Here is a 19,238-nt window from a genome sequence, read left to right on the forward strand (position 1 = left end):
GGATTCCTATGTCAACCACTGATCCGAGTTTGCTCGCGCAAATCTCCGAGGACTATTACTTAAATAAGCTTTCCTTTGGAGAGATTTCTGATAAATACCGAGTATCTCGATATTTAATTAACAAGTATCTCAACGAGGCAGTTAAAAGCGGAATCGTCAAAATCGAAATCGCTTCGACAGCATCACGTAATTCCCAACTAGAACAAGTATTCAAGGAAAAGTATCCTGATACAACTTGTTACATCATCCAGGATGACACGACAACGTCAGCCACTGATGATTTGCTATCAAACTATGCTGCTAATCTCATGGTTAAGCACCTTGAAAAAGGACCTCACACCGTTGGTTTGACATGGGGTGAAACAACTTATTCATTAATTGATGCCATTACAACCAATCCGTTGGACCAAATCAAGTTTGTTCAATTCATCGGGGAAAACTTAAAGTACAATTCAACAGCCGGAACAGTTCGCATTGTTGAACGTGCTGCCAAGAAGGTTTCAGGTGAATTCTTGACTTTGCCTGCCCCACTTTACTTGGCAAACGACGACGTTCGTAACGGTCTTTACGACGCGGTTTCAATCAAGAAGACTTTGGATGCCTCAAAGGAGATGGATACCATCGTTACCGGATTGGGAACCATTACTTCTTTGGAATCAATTCCAATTTGGAACCAAAACATCAACCGTCTCTTCCCTGAAGTTCGACTAGGTGAGGTTGCTGGTATGATTTATGGCCGTCCATACGATATTAACGGTAAGATTTTGAACATTGATACTGACAAGACTGTTGGTCTCTCCCTTTCAACTATCTTAGACGTTCATAAGCGTGTTGGTATTGTCCGTCGTAAGTTTAAGTCCCGAGCAACTATCGGTGCTCTTCGCGGTAAGTTCTTAACTGATCTTGTTATTTCAGAATCAATTGCCTACCGTATTCTTCACGAAGAAGAAAACATGTAACAATGTAAAAAAGCAGCGACTCAATTGAGTCGCTGCTTTTTTTATTAACTTATTCAGTATCAACAGATGGTGACTTCGTCACGTACTGTACGATAGCACCAATAATTAATCCAAGAGCTGCAAACATAATCCATGAGAAGCCCTGACTTGCTAAGAACATATGTTGTTGGTACCAACCAACATGTTGAACACCTGCTTCGGTGTAAGAAACAAAGCCACCCAACATTTTGGCAAATGGCACCTGAGTCAAACCATCACCAATCGATCCAATCAGCGTTAATCCGATCGACCACTTAAAGAGTGCACTAGTGCGTCCAATCCATGGTGAAACCAAATTCAAGAAAATCAAAATGATAGCAACTGGGTACATAATCATCAAAACGGGTACAGCCCATTCAATAATCTTATCCAAGCCTAACAAAGCAACAAGGAAGGCAATTGAAATCGCCAAGGCCAGCCACTTTTCGTAGGATACCTTAGGAAAGGCCCTGTGAAAGTCGTGGGCGAAGGATGAAGATTCCCCCATTGCTGTTGTAAAGACTGCAACCGGTCCCATGACAGCCAAGAAGACTTGCCCAAAGGAACCAAAGTAATTCGTCATGATTTGTGTTAAAGCAATCGCCCCGTTCAAGGAAATACTTTCTTTCCCAAGAGAAGAAGTTCCTAGCATAATCAAACCAACGTAAACCAACGATAGGCCAATCAAAGCCCAAGTTCCTGTCTTAACAATGATTTTAGCGACGTGGGCTGGCTTATGATAGCCCATATTTTCAATGGCGTGAACAATAGCCACCCCCAACACCAAGGAAGCTAAAGCATCGACCGTGTTGTATCCTTCAATTGCAGAAGAAAGAATTGGTGCTGTCTGATAACTTTCTGTTACGTGTTGGTGTAAGTTCCCCATTGGCCAGACAAGCGCCAAAATGAAGACAATGGCCAGAAGAATCAAGAATGCAGGATTGAGATACTTCCCAATCACAGAGGTAATGGCATCCGCCTTCAAACAAGACCAGTAAACCAAAATAAAGTACACGAGGGCGAAAACAAAAAGCCCAATTTGTTGGTAGTTTGATGGCAACCAATTCTCGAATGAAAAAGAATAGGCAACCGTTGCTGTACGTGGTGCCACAACCAGTGGACCAAGACAGAAGTGCAGGATAACAACAAAAATAACGGATACGCGGGGTCCTAGGGGTTTAATCAAATCAAAAACCGAGCTAGAACGCGTGACACCCAAAGCCACCAAAGCTAATAGTGGAAGCAAAACAGCAGATAAGATAAATCCGAAAGTTGCTTGTCCCCATGCGGCACCTGCTAATTGCCCAAGGTGAACCGGGAAGATTAGGTTACCCGCACCAAAAAACATCCCAAAAATCAAAGACACCATTAGTAGGTTCTGGCGCCATGTTAACTTCTTTTCCATTTGTGACTCTCCAATTTTAATGAATCGTGGTCAAACGTTACTCACATCTATCCATTGTACTCGTTTTCTAACGTCTCCGCCACGTCAATTGATAGGAAAGCTGACATAAAAGGAAGCGAAAATAACAAGAAAATCTGCTATCCTATCAATATCGAGGTAAGCCTACATGACAGAACTCAAAAACGCAGATTTAGCCTTTGTTTTACCCAAAACAGCAGCCTTAGATCAAGCCATTTCGACTAGTACTCTTTCAAATAATGACAACTCCTATGTACACGTTGCTATTATTGAAAGAACAAAGGAAAATAAGCATTTCATTATTGAAGCAACGGGAAAACATGGCGTCATCCGCCGTCCTTTAGAAGACTTTATTAATGAACATCAAACACGTATCCATTTTTACCGTACGATTCATCCTCTAAAAGATGCAAGCAAGATTATTAAGCATGCCAAATTGGAGATTGGTAAGCCCTATAATCACGGATTCTTTCAAGATGGCCCGGGGTACTACTGCTCACAGCTCGTCATCGAAGCCTACAAGGATGAAAAGATATTTAAGGAAACACCCCTCTCCTTTGGGCCAGACGGGACAATTCTCCCCCACTGGATAGAGTATTACAAAAAGATGGGACAAGCAGTGCCAACTGACCAACTCGGCTCTTCACCAAACTCGCTAATCGAAAGCCACCAATTGAAAAAAATCCAATAAAAAAGACCGTGAATCCACGGTCTTTTTTTATATCAATTAACTCTTGATAATTTTTTCAATGGCTGACAATTCATCAGCTGTGAAATCGAGGTTCTTAGTAAATTCTAGGTTGTCCTGCAAATGATCAACAGAAGATGTACCAATCACAACAGAAGCCACTCGCTTATCTTGCAAGAGCCAAGCCAAGGACATCTGTGACAAAGTCTGGTTACGGTTCTTGGCCAAATCATTCAAATCGTTCAACTTAGTCACAAGGGCATCGCGACCATCATCAAAAAGGAAGCCGTTCGTCTTGTGAATTGGAAAGTCCTCAGGAATCCCCTTCAAGTAACGGTCCGTCAACAAACCTTCTGATAGTGGACCATAGGCGAAGAGCCCAGCATGATGTTCATCCAAAGTATCAAGCATGCCCGAATCCTTCACCTGTTGGTTCAACATGTTATAAGACACCTGGTTACCAATGAATGGTGTTCCCAAATCCTTGAAGATTTCAGCAATCGCCTTGGTCTGTTCAGCGTTATAGTTTGAAACCCCAACGTACAAAGCCTTTCCTTGCTTAACAAGGTCATCCAAAGCGCGGGCAGTCTCTTCCAAATTCGTGTTTGGATCAAAACGGTGTGCGTAGAAAATATCAACGTAGTCCAGGTTCATCTTTTGCAAAGACGTATCCAGGGCGTTAATCAAAGTCTTACGTCCAGAGAATTCACCTAGTGGGCCCGGCCACATGTGGTAGCCGGCCTTCGTCGTAATGACCAACTCATTACGGTAAGGCTTCAAATCAGACTTAAAGACTTGTCCAAAAGTCTCTTCCGCAGTTCCGTTGTTTGGACCGTAATTAAAGGCGTTATCAAAAGAGAAAATTCCTGAATCAAAGGCCTTCAAAATAACCTTACGTGAGTTTTCAAGGGGCATCGTATCCCCAAGGTTACGCCAAAGTCCAAAGGAAACAGCCGGTACAATCAACCCTGAATCTGAGACGCGGCGGTAAGGCAATTTCTCGTAACGATCTTCTGCTGCTTGGTATACCATGTGTTTCCTCCTATAAAATCAATTCTAATTCCTTGGAAATTTTTGCATGTGCTTCCACATCGGGATGATATGGTCGCGTTGCAATTTGCCAGGAGCTTGTATCAACAATTGTGAAACAATCGAAGCGACTCGCTTCTTCCTCAAAAATCTCCTTAAACTGTCCGTTCCAGGGAGTTAAGAGGTAAAAATGGGCCTGATGGAAGCGTTTTACTAGTTCTAACAGGTAAACACGCAAACCAAAGGTAAAGTCTTCAGTCGTAGCCCCGTAATTCGCATCGTTCAATCCGTAGGCGACCACCACCTTATCAGAGTGAACCAGACGACGTGGGATTTCTTGGCCAACACGCCAAAGGGCATCAATCGCCTTAGGCTCTTGGAAGGGTGCCGAATTGGTTAATCCAGTACCACCATAAGCAATCCGATTCAAAGGCTGCTTCAAATCTTTGGACACAATGGCTGGGAAAGATTGACTGGGACGGTGACGATCATGAGCAAATCCTGCCATTAATTCGCCAGCCACAATTGAATCGCCAACAAAAGTGATGTATGGACGACTTTCTGATTCTTCTTCGTTAGGCAAAACAGCAATCACCTGGTCAACGGATTCAAAAGACAAATCCGACAGAATCAATCCCTGCTTCCAAAAGGCAACCTGATCAATATCCCACTGATCAAGAACTAACCGGTAATCATGCTTTCCTTCTTGAAGAGCAAGCACTAAATCAGTTCCATCAACAGTTAATTGTTGTTCATCCTGACCATCAATCACTAAGGTCCATGTTAAACCCGGGTATTCATCAGCAAAGGATAATCGAACTTGACCAGATCCGCTTGCTTGAAAAGCTAAGTAAGCGCCGTACTGGGAACAAATTACCCCTTGCCCATCCGGATTGGCTGACCATTCCGGGGAAGCGAATTCAAGTAATCGTTCATTCTTCACGAGTTAATCCTCCCGATTCTCCTTGGTTTGAAGTACCTTTGCCAAGGACTTTTGTGCAATCACCTGTTGAATACCTTCTGCAAAAAGGTGAGCAACTGAGATTACTTTCAACTTAGGGAACTGCTTTTCTTCTGGAATGGCAACGGTATCCGAAACTAAGAGACGATCCAAATCGGATGCCTGTAACTTTTCAGAAGCCTGTGCAGAAAAGACGCCGTGAGTAGCAAGTCCTTCAATGGCTGCAGCACCTGATTCCTTAAGGGCTGCTGCGGCATTAATCATCGTTTCACCGGTATCAACCATGTCAGAAACAATGATGGCGTGCTTACCAGCGACTTTACCAGTCACACGAGCCTTTTCATTCGAGCCACGACTGTAATCCAGAATGGCCCACTGGCTACCAATTTCAGAAGCCAAACGTTGAACAAGCTTTAGTGTTGAAGGGCCCGAGGCAACGCAAACAACTTCCTGTCCAACTAATCCTTCCTTTTCCAAGAAATCCACCTGTGCTGGCAAAGCAATCAAGTGATCGACTGGAATATCGAAAAATCCTTGTACCTGAGCCGTGTGTAAATCCATTGTCATAACACGCTTAATACCTTGGCTTTCCAGCATGTTGGCAATCAAGCGGGCAACGATTGGTTCACGGGAACGACTCTTTCGATCAGAACGAGCATAACCCATGTATGGAATCACCACGTTAATGGACTTAGCCGACGTCCGCTTCACGGCATCAATGAAAATCATCAACTTCATGAAGTTTTGGTTCACTGGGTCCGCAATCGGTGCAATCACATAGACATCACTTCCACGAACAGAATCAACGATTCGTTCATAGATTTCATGATCGGCAAAAGTCTGAATATCGACATCCGAAAGCTCTACGTTTAATTGCGCCGCAATTTTTTGGGATAATTCCGGGTTAATTCCTAAATCAAAAAGACGAAATTTTGGATTAGCAGTCATCATTGGCTCCAAGAGAATTCTTTTTCTATTTCTGTTTACTTTACACAAGTAAACCATCTTCATTCATTATACTAAACTTTGCTGATTATCTGGCATAAAATCAGTGGGACTTAGGTTATCCATCCCCACCATTGGGTCAATCCCTTCGGCTAGATGAGCGGCCGTTAAACAATTTTCAGATAAAGTCTTTTTTTCCGGCTCACTTTTCTGATTTTGCAAAGGAGCAGTCTGACCAACTTTAGCATCATCCGAAACATTTTTTTCGTTTGGCTGAACATTTTTAGTCGAAACTGATTCCCTCTCAACAGAGGGCTGATCCTTTTTCTGTACTAGTGGACTTTTTACTGACTTTTGACGCACAGCATTTTCTCTGCCATCCAGCAGTTCTTCCAAATGCGTTTGTCGATGTGGTACTTCATGCTCCGCTGCGTACTGATAGGCATCGTAGTCACCCACCATAACCAGTGCCTCCTTGGCACGGGTAATCGCCGTGTATACCAGATTCTGATTCAGCATGATCTTAAACTGCGAGGTCAACACTAGAATAACGAGCTTAAACTCGTTACCCTGGGCCTTATGGATGGTTGTGGCATAGGCCAAGGTCAACTGATTTAAAGTCTTTGTTGTGTACCAAACTTCTTGACCGCCGAAATCAACCACTAAGGCATCGGCTGAAACACCCTTATCGGCCTGGTTATGGACAGCAACAACTTCACCCATATCACCGTTATAGATATCACGCTCGGTATCGTTTTCCAGCTGTAAGACTTTATCCCCGAGACGAAAAACGTTATCGCCATACTGGAGCGTTTTTTGTCCAGGTTTTACCGGATTAAAGAGGTCTTGGGCGATTTGGTTCAAGGCCTTCACACCGGCTGGCGTCTTGTACATAGGTGCCAAAACCTGTACTTGGTCAGCCGTAAAACCCTTCTTAATGGCAGAGGTCAGTACCTGTCCGACAGCCGAAGGAACTTGATTAGCAGTGGTTAGAAAAGTCGAACGGTCTCGCTGCTTATCCTGGAAGTCCGCAGGCAAGTGGCCCTCGTTAATGGCAGCAGCCAGGGTCGAAATCGACGATCCCTTCCCCTGTCGGTAAATCCGCTGCAAAGCGACGTGATCGACTTTATCACTATGGATTAAGTCAAACAAAACATTTCCAGGCCCGACTGAAGGTAACTGGTCGGCATCCCCGACCAAAACGACGTGCATGGTCTTTGGAATTGCTTCGAACAATGCAGCGGCCAATGAAATATCCAGCATCGACGCCTCATCAATCACGAGCAATCCGCCAGACAATGGGTTATCTGCGTTAAACTCCGCGTCATCCCCGTCTGAAATACCTAATAAGCGGTGAATCGTCGTGGCCTCGTAGCCTGTGATTTCGGTCATCCGCTTGGCAGCACGTCCCGTTGGTGAAGCTAAACGGACACGGTGCTCCTTCAACCATTCCTGGTCATGCCCGTCTCGGTCCCGCTGGTTGCGAACGAGTGCTTCCCAGGTCTTCACCAGGGTTTTCGTGACCGTCGTCTTTCCGGTTCCAGGACCTCCCGTTAAAACAAAGAGCTGACTGGACAGGGCTTTCTTAACCGCCTCTTCCTGTACTTCATCTAGTTGTAATTGATCAGGCACAACAAAGGCGTCATCAATGGTCATTGAATCAGCCACGATGTCAGAACGTCTAGCAAAGAGCTCTTCAATCTTATCGGCCACCGTTTTTTCGGCCAGCGCCAAATCCTTTGGCTGATAACTATTGTCTGAGTATGTCAACCGGCCTTCCGCCACTAAGGCTCCTAGAGCCGCATCAATCGCTGCTTCAGGGTCTGGTAAATCAGCACCTAGCATTGACCAGGCAGCTGACTTAGCCTGTTCCACCGTTAAATAAGTATGCCCATGTGCAAAACAAGCGTTTTGAATGGCAGCAAAGACACCGGCTTTCACACGTTCCACGCTATCAACTTCATACCCAGCCGTCTGCGCAATGGCATCGACCTTTTTGAAAGGTAAACCATCCACGTCATATACCAAGCGGTATGGGTCTTCTTGCAAAATCGTTTGCGCTTCTTCACCGTAACGGTCGTACAACTTTCCAGCCAAATCGGCTGAAAGTCCGACCTTGTGGCCAAGAGCAAAGAGCCGTTCCAAGCCCATGTTATTTTGTAGGGTTTCAACTAAGTTTTCAGCAACCTTTGGCTTCACCAAACCAGTCAATACCGAAGGATCAGCCAAAATCTTATCTAGGGCATCCTCACCCAGTGCATCCACGATCTTTTCTGCCGTTTTTTTACCAATCCCTGCAAAGTCACCCGAGGAGAAAAAGGCAATCAAGCCCTTCTCGTCGGTTGCCAACTGGTTTTCGTAACGGGCAGCCTGAAACTGCTGGCCGTAACGGGGATGGGTAACAAGTTGGCCATAGAAAGCATAGGTAGAGCCTTGCTTTACGGATGCAAAGGTCCCAGTAACAATCAACTCGTCGGCGTCCCAGTCAAAGTCATCCTCTTCAACTTGGACGGAAAGAATCTTGAAATAGGAATCCTTGGCTGCAAAAATCACGTTTTGCAGAATTCCCTTTACTTGATTGTCCTCTGAAACTGTTCGTGCCATTTTGTCCTACTTCTTCGTATATGTACGGTACAAAAATGTACCTTTTCCCATTAAATCGTCGTTGACGCGTCCTGGGCCTTGTCGAGGTAATCCGTTTGATTCCATTCAACAAGGTGAAAGTCTTTTCCATCATCCGTTGTGATAGTTGTTGTTGACGTGTTTGATAAGCCGCCTAACTGGGAGCGAATATCTTCGCGCTTCACATCCAAAAGGTTGGACATTCCAAAGGTCAAAATCAAACCATGGGCCACTACCAATACAGATGCATCAGGGTAATCAACAGCAACCTGTTCGATAAAGCGACGGAAACGCTTTACGGCCCGGGTGTACCCCTCACCATTAAAGCCTTCCCCTTCAAAATTTTCCAAGTGGTTACGGTAGGTATCGTAAGCTTCTGGATAATCACGGGCAACGTCTTCTTTTTTCTGGCCTTCCCAATCGCCTAATCCTACTTCAACAATGTTGGAATGTAAGGATAACTTAGGCTGCTTTGGCAGCTTATCCACAATCGTTTCAGCCGTCTTCTGCGCACGGGGAAGTGGTGAAGAAAAGGCGCGAGAAATCCCCTTATCTTTCAAAAAGGCCGCAACTTTATCCATGTCTTCAAAGGAAGTCTTCAAAAGTGGTGAATCACCGTGGGCTCCCTGAAAACGCTTTTCAAGGTTCCATTCGGTCTGCCCATGTCGTACAAAGTAAAAAGTTGTCATGCAATTTGCTCCAAAACTTGTCGTTCCGTCATTTCCTTCAAGAAGAAGCCAACAAGGTCTAACATATCTTTGGCATCTTCACGGGCGTCAATATCAACGGGTCCTCCAGCTGCTCCAATTACTTCAAGCTTCATGGCTGATAGGTCCTTCTTAAATACCACCTTCAATGAGATTGCCTGATCGACCGGCATGTCCGGCTGCAAAGAACGCTTCAATACATAAGTTCCAGCATTATTTGTGATAAAACCTAAGTCAATTAAGGTAAACTTCTTGATTGCTGGGCTAATCGTAAATTCACCCAAGCCTTTAATTGTAATCGTCTTTTGATAAGCCATTCTCTTCTCCTTCAATTTCGAATTTTAATGACGTAATCCCTTTGGATAGAAATTCTTCAACTGTCCGTTGACAAACTTAGCCCAGCCAACACCGTTTCCACCAGCCGTCATGAGCACAAAGCCCTTGTCCAAATCTGCCTTCGTATTCAAGGCTTCGCCATGAATATAGGCCGCCCAGTCCGCTGGGTCATCAATTGCAAAAGTCTGCTTTGTCTCATCTGGATGAACCGCCAAGGCCAACGCGTGATCTGGCTCAAAACGCTTTTTCTTAAAGGTTCCTAAGCAAAGTCCGGCCCGTAAAATCTTAATCTTCCCAAAGGCTGGACAACCTTCGGGCATTAGGAAAATACGGTCGCCAAAGCGAACTAAGTCTGACAAATCAACTGCCAATCCTGGTACCGTTTCCGCCAAGAAACTTTCCAACAGGCTTGCTTCGTCAGCCGACAATTTGTCCGCCTTCTGCTCCTTCGGCGCCTTCACTTCTTCAGCATCGATGCTTTTCTGTAGCTTTGCCACGAAGTGCCCTTCACCAGGCAAGTCCTGTGGCCAAAGTCGGGCTGTCTTTTTCAAATCCGGGTTGCCGTCCGCCCATTCTGGACGGCCATCGGCAATACCAGAACCTGCGACTTTATCGATTGCTAACAGTTCAAAGTCTGGATACTCCTTTAGCAACCATGCAATCATCTGCTCATCTTCCTCTGGCGCAAAGGTACAAGTCGAGTAAACCAAAATACCGCCAGGGCGTAGCATTTTCACGGCATTCGCAAGGATTCCTTCTGACCGGTCCGCACACTCACGCGGATAACCCTCTGACCAGTAAGAAATGGCGTCAGGGTCCTTACGAAACATCCCCTCACCTGAACAAGGCGTATCCAAAAGCACACGGTCAAAGTAGCCAGGTAAGGCCTTGGCTAAGTCCTTGGAGTCCGCCGATGAAACGATGTCATTGCGCACGCCAAAGCGTTCGATGTTTTCGGACAAAATTTTGGCACGACCAAAGAAAATTTCATTGGTCCAAAGTAATCCCTGGCCCTGCATTTGGCCTGCTAGCTGGGTAGATTTGCCACCCGGTGCAGCTGCCAAATCCAAGACTTTTTCACCAGGCTTGGCATCCACCACTTCGGCCACAAACTGTGCCGAAGGTTCTTGGGAATAAACCAAACCGGTCGTATGGTCAATACTCTTACCAGATACCTGACCAAAGTAACCATTCTTAGACCAGGCAATCGGCTTGTCCAAGGACAAATCGACCGGTTCTCGATTAGCCTTCAAAGGATTTAATCGGAAGCCTTTGTCAATTGGTCCCGACAACGCCTCAAAAAAAGGCCCGCTTTCGTTTCCGAGCAGGTCTTGATATTTTGCGATGAAAGCTTCTGGAAGTGCCATGCTTACCTCGTGTTCTGAGTCAATCTCTTACAAATACTTTGCGTCTTCAACAGGATCCTGTGAAGTCAAAATCTTAGGGCCATCCTTGGTGATAGCCAAAGTATGCTCGTACTGGGCAGACCATGAACCATCGGCCGTACGAACCGTCCAACCATCTTCGGGAGTCGTGTCAGTTGTAACTTCCCATCCACCCATGTTAATCATTGGTTCGATGGTAATCGTCATTCCTTCCTTCAAGCGAAGACCGTGTCCGGCCTTCCCGAAGTGAGGAATGGCTGGGTCTTCGTGCATCGTTGGGCCAACACCGTGACCGATGTACTGACGAACGTCTCCATAACCCATTTCGTCTTCGGTGTACTTTTGGATAGCAGCCCCGATATCACCAACACGGTTACCAACAACCGCTTGGTCAATTCCCAAGTAAAGAGCCTTCTTGGCCGTATCCATCAACTTTTGAACTTCAGGTGAAACTTCACCAACTGCGTAAGACCAAGCTGAATCAGAAATAGCACCATCAAGGCCAATCACTGTATCCACCTTCAAAAGGTCACCGTTCTTCAACTTCAATCCCTTACGTGGCAATCCGTGGGCCACTTCGTTGTTAATTGAAATGGTAACAGCGTACTTAAAGCCTTCGTAACCGATTTGCAGGGGCACACCGCCGTGGTCCTCAATATATGCCTTACACTTGGTCTCGATTTCCCAAGTATCTAATCCAGGCTTAATTAAGCCGCGAAGCATGTGGTGCATACCGGACATAATTTCGCCGGACTTGCGCATCGCTTCAATTTCACGTGGTGATTTCAAACTAATCATGAATGTCCCTTTCTCATCTATAAACTATTGTTATTATATCATTTTATACCTTGTCTGGCAGTTGCCATTACCGGCTTTTTTCGAATACCAGCTTTCCCCTTTCTTACCGGTCTGCCGTTGACTTTTCTAAAGTCGGTGACCATAATAGAGGTAAGAAAAGAAAAGGAGTGTGTCTGATATGAAGAACTTTTTACTTGGTGCCTCATTGTTTGGTAATGCTGCATTAGCATACCTATTGTTGAAAGATAGCGATCAAGTTGCTGACCTTAAGTTGAAGGCCAACGATGCAGTCGAATCCGGTAAGTCAAAGGGACAAGAATTCATTGCCCTTGGCAAGCAACGTGCAAACGACCTTACCGAAGCAGGTAAGGATAAGGCAAACCGCGCTAAGAACAAGTTGAACTTGGCCAAGGGTGAAGCCGCTGTCAAAAAGGACGAAGCCACACATTCTTTGGATGAACAATTAGCTCAACTTAAAGAACGTGCAGACGCTCACCTAGCTAAGTAAACGAATAAAAAGAGCTAAGGCCACATGGCCTTAGCTCTTTTTTTATACTGTTTTTATGATTTCCAGAAAGACAACCAATTTTGACGATAACCCTTTTCATCCAGTTGTTCCACCATTTCCTGGTTAGTTAATGGCAACTTTTTCTGTGAATCCGGCACGCCATCTAAGTAAGTTGCTTTCAGATTTGGCGCAACCGACAAGACCGTGTCATCATCACTGAGTGACTGGCTGTTGTAACGCGTAACCTTGGCAAAGGATAGCTTACCCTTTTCAGACTTCTTAATCCAGTACGTCCGCTTTTCCTGGGTAATCAACTGGACCTGACCACCCTTGGCCCAGGCGTTCTTCGTCTTACCCTGACCAGGTAGAATTTGCTTAGCATCAACTGATTGGTTCTGGTAATTATCCAAAATCTGGTTGACCGCATCAATTGTCGCCTGGTAACGTTCCTTCGAATCGGTGTACTTCCCAGCACCCGAAACAACCGTAATGAATTCGTGACCGTTTTGGTCCTTCACGATTCCTGTTAGGCCTCCACCCGATTGTGGTGTCGAACCAGTCTTCAATCCTTCAAAAGTCAAGTTCTTCGGATTATTCAATTGACTCTTAATCTCACGTTCAAACTTTCCGCCTTCGGTCAGTTTGATCTTAGCAGTTGTCTCATCTCCGTTTGGGCTGTATACCAAGCCAATCTTTTCGTAATAGCCACGAATATCTGGGAAGTCCTTGAGAATCTGATAAGCCATCATGGCTAGGTCCGTTGGCGTCGCCTTGTTTTCAGCGTCCTTCTTGGCCGACTTCACTTCGTAATCAAAGGCATCGTCATTGACCTGTCCGGCCGCGTTGTACCAGACGGCGTTCTTCAACTTCAATTTCTTAGACCAGCGGTTTAAGAACTCCTGCTGCGTTTCGGACTTTTTCTTAGCGAAATCTGCTAAGGCCAAAGAGGCATCGTTAGCCGATGTCGTAAACATGGCTTCAAAGAGCTCTTTAACCGTCAAAGTCTGGCCCTCATGCACATCCAGGTGGGCGTACATAGCCGTATCCTTATCGGACCAATCAGCAGACTTCGAAATCGTAACTGGCGTTGTCCACTGGTAGTCACCGTCATCAATGCCCTGCAAAATGGCATAGGCTGTCAACATCTTACTCTGAGATGCAATACCGATCTGCTGGTTGGCATTTTTTTCACCAAGAATTTGACCGGTTGTCGCATCGATTACTAAGGCGGACTTAGCGTTCACCTTTAGCTTCATCGCAGACCCGTCCAGCTTGGTCGAGCTATTGACAATTCGATCCTTGTTCGCCCAGTAGGCAGCGCCGAAAAATGAACCCGTCCCTAAAACCAGGGCGGCTAAAAGCAACCAGATTAAAACGCGCAAAAAAAGAGGAAGACGGCGCTTCTTCTTTGTTTCTGATTTATAGGCTGGGCGAAATTTCATACCCAAACTTGCTTTTCTTCTAAATGGATTTCTTAAATTCATTTTTCAATTATTCTTTTATTTATTAATGTGTTCCGAACAAACGGTCTCCGGCATCCCCTAACCCAGGAACGATGTAGCCATCCTCATTCAAGCCTTCATCAACTGAGGCCGTCACGATTGGTACATCTGGATGTGCTTCTTTTACAGCCTTTAGACCTTCAGGAGCAGAAACCAAGGTAATTAACTTAATTTGTGTGGCACCACGCTTTTTCAAAGCAGAGATACCATCAATGGCAGAGCCACCAGTGGCCAACATCGGATCTACGAGCAAAACTTCTCGTTGGTCAATGTCATCTGGCAACTTGACGAAGTATTCCACTGGTTGTAACGTTTCTTCGTCACGGTACATCCCAATGTGTCCGACTTTGGCAGCTGGAATCAATTCCAAGATTCCATCAACCATTCCAAGTCCAGCACGTAAGATTGGCACAACGGCCAACTTCTTACCTGCTAAAGATTGTTGTTTCGTAACAGCAACAGGTGTTTCAACCTCAACTGTTTCCAAGGGTAAATCGCGTGATGCTTCATAGGTCAAAAGCATTGCGAGCTCGTCAACAAGCGCGCGAAAGTCCTTTGTACCAACTTCTTTGTTTCGAATCATGGTTAGCTTATGCTGAACCAAGGGGTGCTTCACTTCGATAATATCGGCCATAACCAATTCCTTTCAATCCATACTTAATTAAGTGTAGCAGATATTTAGCCGAACTGCTTTTCGAATACTTAAAAAAATGCTTAAGAATGATTAAAATGACGATAAACCCCTTCTAATTGTTATTAATCAGCATTTTCGCTATAATAATAAGTACTTTGCACCTGTAGTTTAACGGGATAAAACGGGGACCTCCTAAGTCTTTGCTCCCAGTTCGAGTCTGGGCAGGTGCATTACTAATACTGATATAATGCGGTTTTGCGGGTATTTGCACGACTTTTGCATGACTAAACAAAAAAAGCACCCTAACCGATTATGGTCAGGGTGTTTTTCTTATGGAAGTTGCTAAGGCAACAATTCAATTGTACACAACTACGTTTAATTTGTGTTCTGATTTTAAAATATCAATCACATCATTCATCATCGCTTTATAACTAGCTGGATAAGATTTAATTGGCCGTGATGTGGTCGATTTACCAACCTTATTCCACTCTAAAAAGATATTCACTTTATCGCCGTATTTCGGAATCACAACACGCACGTTGTAAATGGTGTTTGGCATCTTCTTCCAAAGTGGTTCGATAAGTCGATAGATTTCATTGGCTAATTGTTTATCATTCATAATCTGATTATAACCGATTGATGAAATCAGTGACCGCTTTGTTTACTTTAATCAGGAAATCATCCATAAACATGTGCAGTTCCTTTCGGTCGCCACTGTCGTCTGTGCTAGGTTTTTCTGGTGTTGGTAAAGGTGTAGGTGTTGGGTTAGGGACGACTGGGGATAGTGTCGGTTGTGGTGTTACTCGCTTGGCTAATGTGTCCCAAGTGGACAAGTCACCGTAGAAGACAGACCGGTCGTAAGGCTTAGCATCATATTGCCACATTGTCACCGTTGACCAGTAGGCCAGATGGTCGAAGTATAGTTCATCCCCTGCTTTTTGCAAATCAGCGTTGTATGCTCGGCCGTCGTAATAAGGATAACCAGCTAACCAAAGTGGATAATCGCTCATATCATCCCAAGAATAGTTGTGACCACCGCCGTGCAAATCACTATTGCTGATGTATAGCCATGCTTTCTTACCAGTTTTATTGTAAATGTAATCAGCAATCTGTTTTGGCTCGTTGCCAGTCAATATCGGATAACCAGATACACCATTACGGTTTTCAAAGTCGATAATTAAAGGCACTTGATCATCACTACTTAACTGACCAATTACATCTAAGAAATATTGTGCCTGTTTGTCAGCAGTTACGCCACCATTAACGAATAAGTACAACCCTAAGCGCTTACCAGCATCTTGAACCTGCTTGACCTGTGTCTGGAATAAATTGTTGGTGTAATAATCACCCTCGGTTGCTTTCACAATAATCGCATCGTTATTGGCCACAATTTGACTAATATCAGCGCCATTATTGCTTGAAACATCAGCTACGTTTAACATCTTCTCTCCTATTATATGTACAGGGGACGCATCCCCTATTGATTAAGCGTGGTTCCACAACTTATCAGCATCAAAGTAAATCATGCCGAACTCTCCACCGAAGTCGATACCCACCGCGTTGTATTGTGGCAAGTATCGGTCAATCGTTCCGTGATTGTATTCTGGCAAGAATTGAACTTGCGCCCCATCGTTAAATGAACGACCGTCTGGGTCTGACAAATCAGACAACAAGTGTGTTGGAATACCGTTATTTGTCCAGTCGAATGGGTCAGCGCACAAATCTTCTGACTGCACTTGGTACATGCCATTTTCAAGTTGGCAAGTCTGAATCGTGAATGGGCCTTGCAAGACAAAGCGGTCCCCAACTGATTTGAACTTATCAATAGCACTTTCCTGTGGCTGTACAGGCGTAACTGGTGCAACAGTAGGTGCTACGTTGTCGCCTTTAGCCAAGTTCTTCCAATCGTCTACTGAACCGTAGAACACACTCTTGTCGTATCCATTAGATGAATACTGCCACATTGATACACGCCCCTGCCAAGTTGGTAGGTCGTTGAAATAATGGCTGTCAGCCCATGCTTGCAAGTCTGAATCGTATGTCACTGGTGTGTCCGCTGAATAAGGATAACCAGCAACCCAGACAGGGTAATCTGCCATATCTGACCATGTATAACCATGTCCACCGCCACGAATGTCAGCGTTTGAAATGTATAGCCAAATCTTCTTACCTGTCTTTGATTGAACGTAGTCCGCGAACTTACGTGGCTCGTAACCGGTCAACGTTTCATAGGCTGCGTTATTCTCGAAGTCCAAGATAAGCGCAACATCTGGATTAGTTGCCAAATCGCCAATCGTGTCCAAGAAGTATTGTGCCTGTTGTTCAGTATCATCTACCCCGTTCTCGCGTTCGATGAAATGATACAAACCAAGTTGTTTGCCCATTGATTGAGCAGTGGCAACCTGTGCTGAAAAGTTAGGGTTCACATAGCCAGTTGACTGTGTGGCCTTAACAATAACGGCATCGTTTTCGATTGCAATACCAGAAATGTCGTTGCCTTGATACTGTGAAACATCTGCTACTTTTAACATTTAAATCCCCCTTTATTTAGTTGGGACAGTTGTGTTAGCTGTCTTGTTTAGTTCGGCTAGTGCTTGGTCAATGTAGAACTGAATCTGTTCATCAGTAAAATTCTTAGCTAAGTCATTGGCCTTAATACGGGCGGTCAAAAACGCAACCGCTTGTGCCTTGTGTTGATCGGTGCCAACACCAGAATTGACAACGTAAGTCACTGCCTGCTCTGCCCAGTCGCAAGCGCTCTTGATATGAGCGTTACGAGTGTGGGCTTTGATGTAGTTGTCTAGGCTGTATAGCGGCTTAGCCAGCAATACAACCGCTGTTCCTGCCATGGTAAGCATGGCTTGTGCTTGTGTAATATCCATTGCTTTTATCTCCTTTTGAGTGCAATAAAAAAAGACCTAATCGGCCTGTGGGTGTGCTACTTTTTCTTGTCCAAGACGGACAAGTTCTTTTTCACTAGCGTAAATACGCTTTTCGTGGTCGTTGAACTTTTCATACAAATTAGACACATCTTTTTGTGTCATTTTCGTGGTGTTGTCCAGCCCCTTAATCGTGTTAGCTAGTAACTCCATTTGATTAGTCAGTGGGTCACCTAAGACCTTTTTCAAATACCAACCAATCGCCATGAAGATACCAGTAGCAAGGCCCAACAAAGCTGACCAATCTTCAATCGTGTGTGGTGCCAATGTTTACCCCCCCTTTTTACTAGTCCCAGTCTTGCTCCGTGATTGTTTTGTAATCACTTTCTGATAGCGTTCCGGGTACCCAAATCTTCAAATCTTCGGCTGTCATAAGGCCGTCGTCGTACCATTGTTTAAGCATGTCAAACATTATTTAGCACCTCCTTGAATAGTAGCTACTTGCGCCTGTAACTGGGCAATCTGCTTTGATTGTGCAACATCACGCGTCATCATTAGTTGCGCAAGCGTGGCTAGTTGCTTTTGAACTGGGTCGGTGTACTTTTCGTTGTTTTCCGCGTTCCACTTAGTCAACTTGTCCGGGTCTGAAATCCATGCTCCCTTTTCTGCTGACCAAACAGGGAACATAACACTGGCCGGGTCAACAGCTGTCGAATTAGCCGGTTGTGTATCTGAATTGATAGCTCCCGGAACTAGTTCTTTTGTCGTCTCATCGTATTTATAAAACCAACTCATTTAGTTCTCCTTTCACGCTGGATATGAATCTGAAGTTAGATACATTGTTGAGGCGAATAAGCCATGTTCACCGCCATTCGAAGTGCCGAGAGAACTAATATTGACCCGGCCGTTTGGTGTAACAGACATGGCAATCATCCGGTCATTTTGAGATTCTGCAGAAAAATAATGATTATCTACCGGACGATAACCGGCTAGAATATTACCTACCCACGTGCCAGGTCCTGTATTCTTAGCGTTTCCATAAATGATTAAATAAACCACGTTATTGAATCGATACATTGTCCCTTGTAAACCAAAAGCATCAGAAAACGAAGACTTGTAAAAATTCTGACCGGAACTAATTCTAATTTGGCCATTTACCGTTAAGTCACCAACCGTTTGATTATTACCTGCTGTCAATGTGTCGGCAGTCGTTGCCTTTGTCGCGTTTGTTGCGTTGTCCGCGTTTGTCGCATGGTCTGCATCGGTTGCCTTGGTTGCTGTGTCCGCGTTACCCGTTACGCCACCTTTTGCGATAATGGCCTGTTCAAAGGTGTTCTTGGCCGTGAAGTCGTTATCTTCCTTACGCTTGGCCATATTGTCCGAATTGAACTCTTGATTGATATTGTCAATCATTGACTGCAATGTCTTTTGCGTGTTCTCAATCGTTTCAAGATTAGTAGCAACCGTTGCGATACGTGCCTTAAAGTCGTTAATCGTCTGCTGTACTGTGTCCAAATAGACCTGTGACTGTGTTTGTGTCACGACCATGGTGTTTTCTAGGACAGTAAAGGCCACGGGGATGGTTGAAATAATCTGGTTGCCGTCAGAAATCTGGATGTAGGCATCTTGGACATCTCCAGATGCTTGATAAAATTCCTTTGGAATGAGCAAAGAAAAATGACCGCTGGTAATACCAGTTCGGTCATTGACTGTCTCTGTTTCCTTTACAACGCCAGATGCGTCTTTGGCGAATAACTTGATTGTCTTAGCTGACAAATCAACCGGTATCTTGCCATCGCGTAGCCAGAAATAAACTTCACGGTTGGCATCGCCTTGACGACCAT

The 19,238-nt window shown here is 44.8% G+C and carries 21 protein-coding genes, 1 tRNA gene and 1 pseudogene; 4 read left to right on the plus strand and 19 right to left on the minus strand.

Going from position 1 to position 19,238, the window contains the following annotated elements:
* Positions 1-8 precede the first annotated feature (8 nt).
* On the plus strand, positions 9-959 hold the full coding sequence (locus H7198_RS05295; protein WP_274458732.1) for a sugar-binding transcriptional regulator: 951 nt from the start codon (positions 9-11) through the stop codon (positions 957-959).
* Positions 960-1,008: 49 nt separating this feature from the next.
* Here the strand turns inward: H7198_RS05295 and brnQ are convergent, their stop codons facing one another.
* Positions 1,009-2,382 (minus strand): branched-chain amino acid transport system II carrier protein, encoded by a 1,374-nt coding sequence (gene brnQ / locus H7198_RS05300; RefSeq protein ID WP_274458733.1) that lies wholly within the window; start codon positions 2,380-2,382, stop codon positions 1,009-1,011.
* A gap of 166 nt (positions 2,383-2,548) precedes the next feature.
* On the opposite strand from brnQ, the gene H7198_RS05305 reads away from it, so the two are divergent.
* Complete coding sequence (locus H7198_RS05305; RefSeq protein ID WP_274458734.1) at positions 2,549-3,091, plus strand: YiiX/YebB-like N1pC/P60 family cysteine hydrolase; 543 nt, start codon at positions 2,549-2,551, stop codon at positions 3,089-3,091.
* A 36-nt stretch (positions 3,092-3,127) separates the two neighbouring features.
* Here H7198_RS05305 and H7198_RS05310 read toward each other — a convergent pair whose 3' ends face one another.
* From H7198_RS05310 to map, 8 genes are all read right to left on the minus strand, one after another.
* The gene (locus H7198_RS05310) at positions 3,128-4,120 is read right to left on the minus strand and encodes an aldo/keto reductase (RefSeq protein ID WP_274458735.1); all 993 of its coding nucleotides are present in this window, start codon (positions 4,118-4,120) and stop codon (positions 3,128-3,130) included.
* 10 nt (positions 4,121-4,130) lie between these two features.
* Positions 4,131-5,060, minus strand: coding sequence for a lysophospholipase (locus tag H7198_RS05315; RefSeq protein WP_274458736.1), 930 nt, complete (start codon positions 5,058-5,060; stop codon positions 4,131-4,133).
* Positions 5,061-5,063: 3 nt separating this feature from the next.
* On the minus strand, positions 5,064-6,026 hold the full coding sequence (locus tag H7198_RS05320; RefSeq protein ID WP_274458737.1) for a ribose-phosphate diphosphokinase: 963 nt from the start codon (positions 6,024-6,026) through the stop codon (positions 5,064-5,066).
* Between the two features lie 66 nt (positions 6,027-6,092).
* Positions 6,093-8,627 carry an SF1B family DNA helicase RecD2 gene (gene recD2 / locus H7198_RS05325; RefSeq protein WP_274458738.1) on the minus strand — a complete coding sequence of 845 codons (2,535 nt, stop codon included), beginning with the start codon at positions 8,625-8,627 and terminating at the stop codon, positions 6,093-6,095.
* 50 nt (positions 8,628-8,677) lie between these two features.
* Positions 8,678-9,334: a histidine phosphatase family protein gene (locus tag H7198_RS05330; protein WP_274458740.1), complete on the minus strand. Its 657-nt coding sequence runs from the start codon at positions 9,332-9,334 to the stop codon at positions 8,678-8,680.
* The gene (locus H7198_RS05335) at positions 9,331-9,669 is read right to left on the minus strand and encodes a cysteine desulfurase (protein ID WP_274458741.1); all 339 of its coding nucleotides are present in this window, start codon (positions 9,667-9,669) and stop codon (positions 9,331-9,333) included. Before H7198_RS05335 ends, H7198_RS05330 begins: the two co-directional genes overlap by 4 nt.
* A gap of 24 nt (positions 9,670-9,693) precedes the next feature.
* On the minus strand, positions 9,694-11,055 hold the full coding sequence (locus H7198_RS05340) for an RsmF rRNA methyltransferase first C-terminal domain-containing protein (protein ID WP_274458742.1): 1,362 nt from the start codon (positions 11,053-11,055) through the stop codon (positions 9,694-9,696).
* Positions 11,056-11,082: 27 nt separating this feature from the next.
* Complete coding sequence (gene map, locus H7198_RS05345) at positions 11,083-11,871, minus strand: type I methionyl aminopeptidase (RefSeq protein ID WP_091502171.1); 789 nt, start codon at positions 11,869-11,871, stop codon at positions 11,083-11,085.
* 178 nt (positions 11,872-12,049) lie between these two features.
* Between map and H7198_RS05350 the strand changes: the two genes are divergently transcribed.
* A complete protein-coding gene (locus H7198_RS05350) occupies positions 12,050-12,379 on the plus strand; it encodes a hypothetical protein (RefSeq protein WP_274458743.1) in 330 nt (109 codons plus the stop codon).
* A 53-nt stretch (positions 12,380-12,432) separates the two neighbouring features.
* On the opposite strand, the gene H7198_RS05355 is transcribed toward H7198_RS05350, so the two are convergent.
* Positions 12,433-13,821 (minus strand): D-alanyl-D-alanine carboxypeptidase family protein, encoded by a 1,389-nt coding sequence (locus H7198_RS05355; protein WP_274458744.1) that lies wholly within the window; start codon positions 13,819-13,821, stop codon positions 12,433-12,435.
* A gap of 64 nt (positions 13,822-13,885) precedes the next feature.
* Positions 13,886-14,515: a uracil phosphoribosyltransferase gene (upp, locus tag H7198_RS05360; protein ID WP_274458745.1), complete on the minus strand. Its 630-nt coding sequence runs from the start codon at positions 14,513-14,515 to the stop codon at positions 13,886-13,888.
* A 157-nt stretch (positions 14,516-14,672) separates the two neighbouring features.
* On the opposite strand from upp, the gene H7198_RS05365 reads away from it, so the two are divergent.
* Positions 14,673-14,745, plus strand: a tRNA-Arg gene (locus H7198_RS05365).
* Between the two features lie 125 nt (positions 14,746-14,870).
* Here the strand turns inward: H7198_RS05365 and H7198_RS05370 are convergent.
* The 8 genes and pseudogenes from H7198_RS05370 to H7198_RS05405 form a co-directional block, all read right to left on the minus strand.
* Complete coding sequence (locus H7198_RS05370; protein ID WP_274458746.1) at positions 14,871-15,134, minus strand: hypothetical protein; 264 nt, start codon at positions 15,132-15,134, stop codon at positions 14,871-14,873.
* A gap of 7 nt (positions 15,135-15,141) precedes the next feature.
* Positions 15,142-15,957: a GH25 family lysozyme gene (locus tag H7198_RS05375; RefSeq protein WP_274458747.1), complete on the minus strand. Its 816-nt coding sequence runs from the start codon at positions 15,955-15,957 to the stop codon at positions 15,142-15,144.
* Positions 15,958-15,999: 42 nt separating this feature from the next.
* The gene (locus H7198_RS05380; RefSeq protein ID WP_274458748.1) at positions 16,000-17,046 is read right to left on the minus strand and encodes a GH25 family lysozyme; all 1,047 of its coding nucleotides are present in this window, start codon (positions 17,044-17,046) and stop codon (positions 16,000-16,002) included.
* 12 nt (positions 17,047-17,058) lie between these two features.
* A complete protein-coding gene (locus H7198_RS05385; RefSeq protein WP_274458749.1) occupies positions 17,059-17,397 on the minus strand; it encodes a phage holin, LLH family in 339 nt (112 codons plus the stop codon).
* A 36-nt stretch (positions 17,398-17,433) separates the two neighbouring features.
* Complete coding sequence (locus tag H7198_RS05390; RefSeq protein WP_274458750.1) at positions 17,434-17,721, minus strand: hypothetical protein; 288 nt, start codon at positions 17,719-17,721, stop codon at positions 17,434-17,436.
* A 19-nt stretch (positions 17,722-17,740) separates the two neighbouring features.
* On the minus strand, positions 17,741-17,866 hold the full coding sequence (locus tag H7198_RS05395; protein ID WP_274458751.1) for an XkdX family protein: 126 nt from the start codon (positions 17,864-17,866) through the stop codon (positions 17,741-17,743).
* Positions 17,866-18,189, minus strand: coding sequence for a hypothetical protein (locus H7198_RS05400; protein WP_274458752.1), 324 nt, complete (start codon positions 18,187-18,189; stop codon positions 17,866-17,868). The genes H7198_RS05395 and H7198_RS05400 overlap by 1 nt, the downstream gene beginning before the upstream one ends.
* Before the next feature lie 12 nt (positions 18,190-18,201).
* Positions 18,202-19,238 (minus strand): annotated as a pseudogene (locus H7198_RS05405) (BppU family phage baseplate upper protein); the annotation flags it as partial.

This window comes from Fructobacillus sp. CRL 2054 (assembly GCF_028764065.1).
Classification (GTDB): domain Bacteria; phylum Bacillota; class Bacilli; order Lactobacillales; family Lactobacillaceae; genus Fructobacillus.

Coding starts and splice junctions, on each gene's coding strand:
- map (WP_091502171.1), bottom strand. CDS start 11,871: ATGATTAGTTTGAAATCACCACGTGAAATTGAAGCGATGCGCAAGTCC.
- recD2 (WP_274458738.1), bottom strand. CDS start 8,627: ATGGCACGAACAGTTTCAGAGGACAATCAAGTAAAGGGAATTCTGCAA.
- H7198_RS05350 (WP_274458743.1), top strand. CDS start 12,050: ATGAAGAACTTTTTACTTGGTGCCTCATTGTTTGGTAATGCTGCATTA.
- H7198_RS05335 (WP_274458741.1), bottom strand. CDS start 9,669: ATGGCTTATCAAAAGACGATTACAATTAAAGGCTTGGGTGAATTTACG.
- upp (WP_274458745.1), bottom strand. CDS start 14,515: ATGGCCGATATTATCGAAGTGAAGCACCCCTTGGTTCAGCATAAGCTA.
- H7198_RS05295 (WP_274458732.1), top strand. CDS start 9: ATGTCAACCACTGATCCGAGTTTGCTCGCGCAAATCTCCGAGGACTAT.
- H7198_RS05385 (WP_274458749.1), bottom strand. CDS start 17,397: ATGGATATTACACAAGCACAAGCCATGCTTACCATGGCAGGAACAGCG.
- H7198_RS05375 (WP_274458747.1), bottom strand. CDS start 15,957: ATGTTAAACGTAGCTGATGTTTCAAGCAATAATGGCGCTGATATTAGT.
- H7198_RS05320 (WP_274458737.1), bottom strand. CDS start 6,026: ATGACTGCTAATCCAAAATTTCGTCTTTTTGATTTAGGAATTAACCCG.
- brnQ (WP_274458733.1), bottom strand. CDS start 2,382: ATGGAAAAGAAGTTAACATGGCGCCAGAACCTACTAATGGTGTCTTTG.
- H7198_RS05380 (WP_274458748.1), bottom strand. CDS start 17,046: ATGTTAAAAGTAGCAGATGTTTCACAGTATCAAGGCAACGACATTTCT.
- H7198_RS05340 (WP_274458742.1), bottom strand. CDS start 11,055: ATGGCACTTCCAGAAGCTTTCATCGCAAAATATCAAGACCTGCTCGGA.
- H7198_RS05400 (WP_274458752.1), bottom strand. CDS start 18,189: ATGAGTTGGTTTTATAAATACGATGAGACGACAAAAGAACTAGTTCCG.
- H7198_RS05395 (WP_274458751.1), bottom strand. CDS start 17,866: ATGTTTGACATGCTTAAACAATGGTACGACGACGGCCTTATGACAGCC.
- H7198_RS05310 (WP_274458735.1), bottom strand. CDS start 4,120: ATGGTATACCAAGCAGCAGAAGATCGTTACGAGAAATTGCCTTACCGC.
- H7198_RS05330 (WP_274458740.1), bottom strand. CDS start 9,334: ATGACAACTTTTTACTTTGTACGACATGGGCAGACCGAATGGAACCTT.
- H7198_RS05355 (WP_274458744.1), bottom strand. CDS start 13,821: ATGAAATTTCGCCCAGCCTATAAATCAGAAACAAAGAAGAAGCGCCGT.
- H7198_RS05370 (WP_274458746.1), bottom strand. CDS start 15,134: ATGAATGATAAACAATTAGCCAATGAAATCTATCGACTTATCGAACCA.
- H7198_RS05305 (WP_274458734.1), top strand. CDS start 2,549: ATGACAGAACTCAAAAACGCAGATTTAGCCTTTGTTTTACCCAAAACA.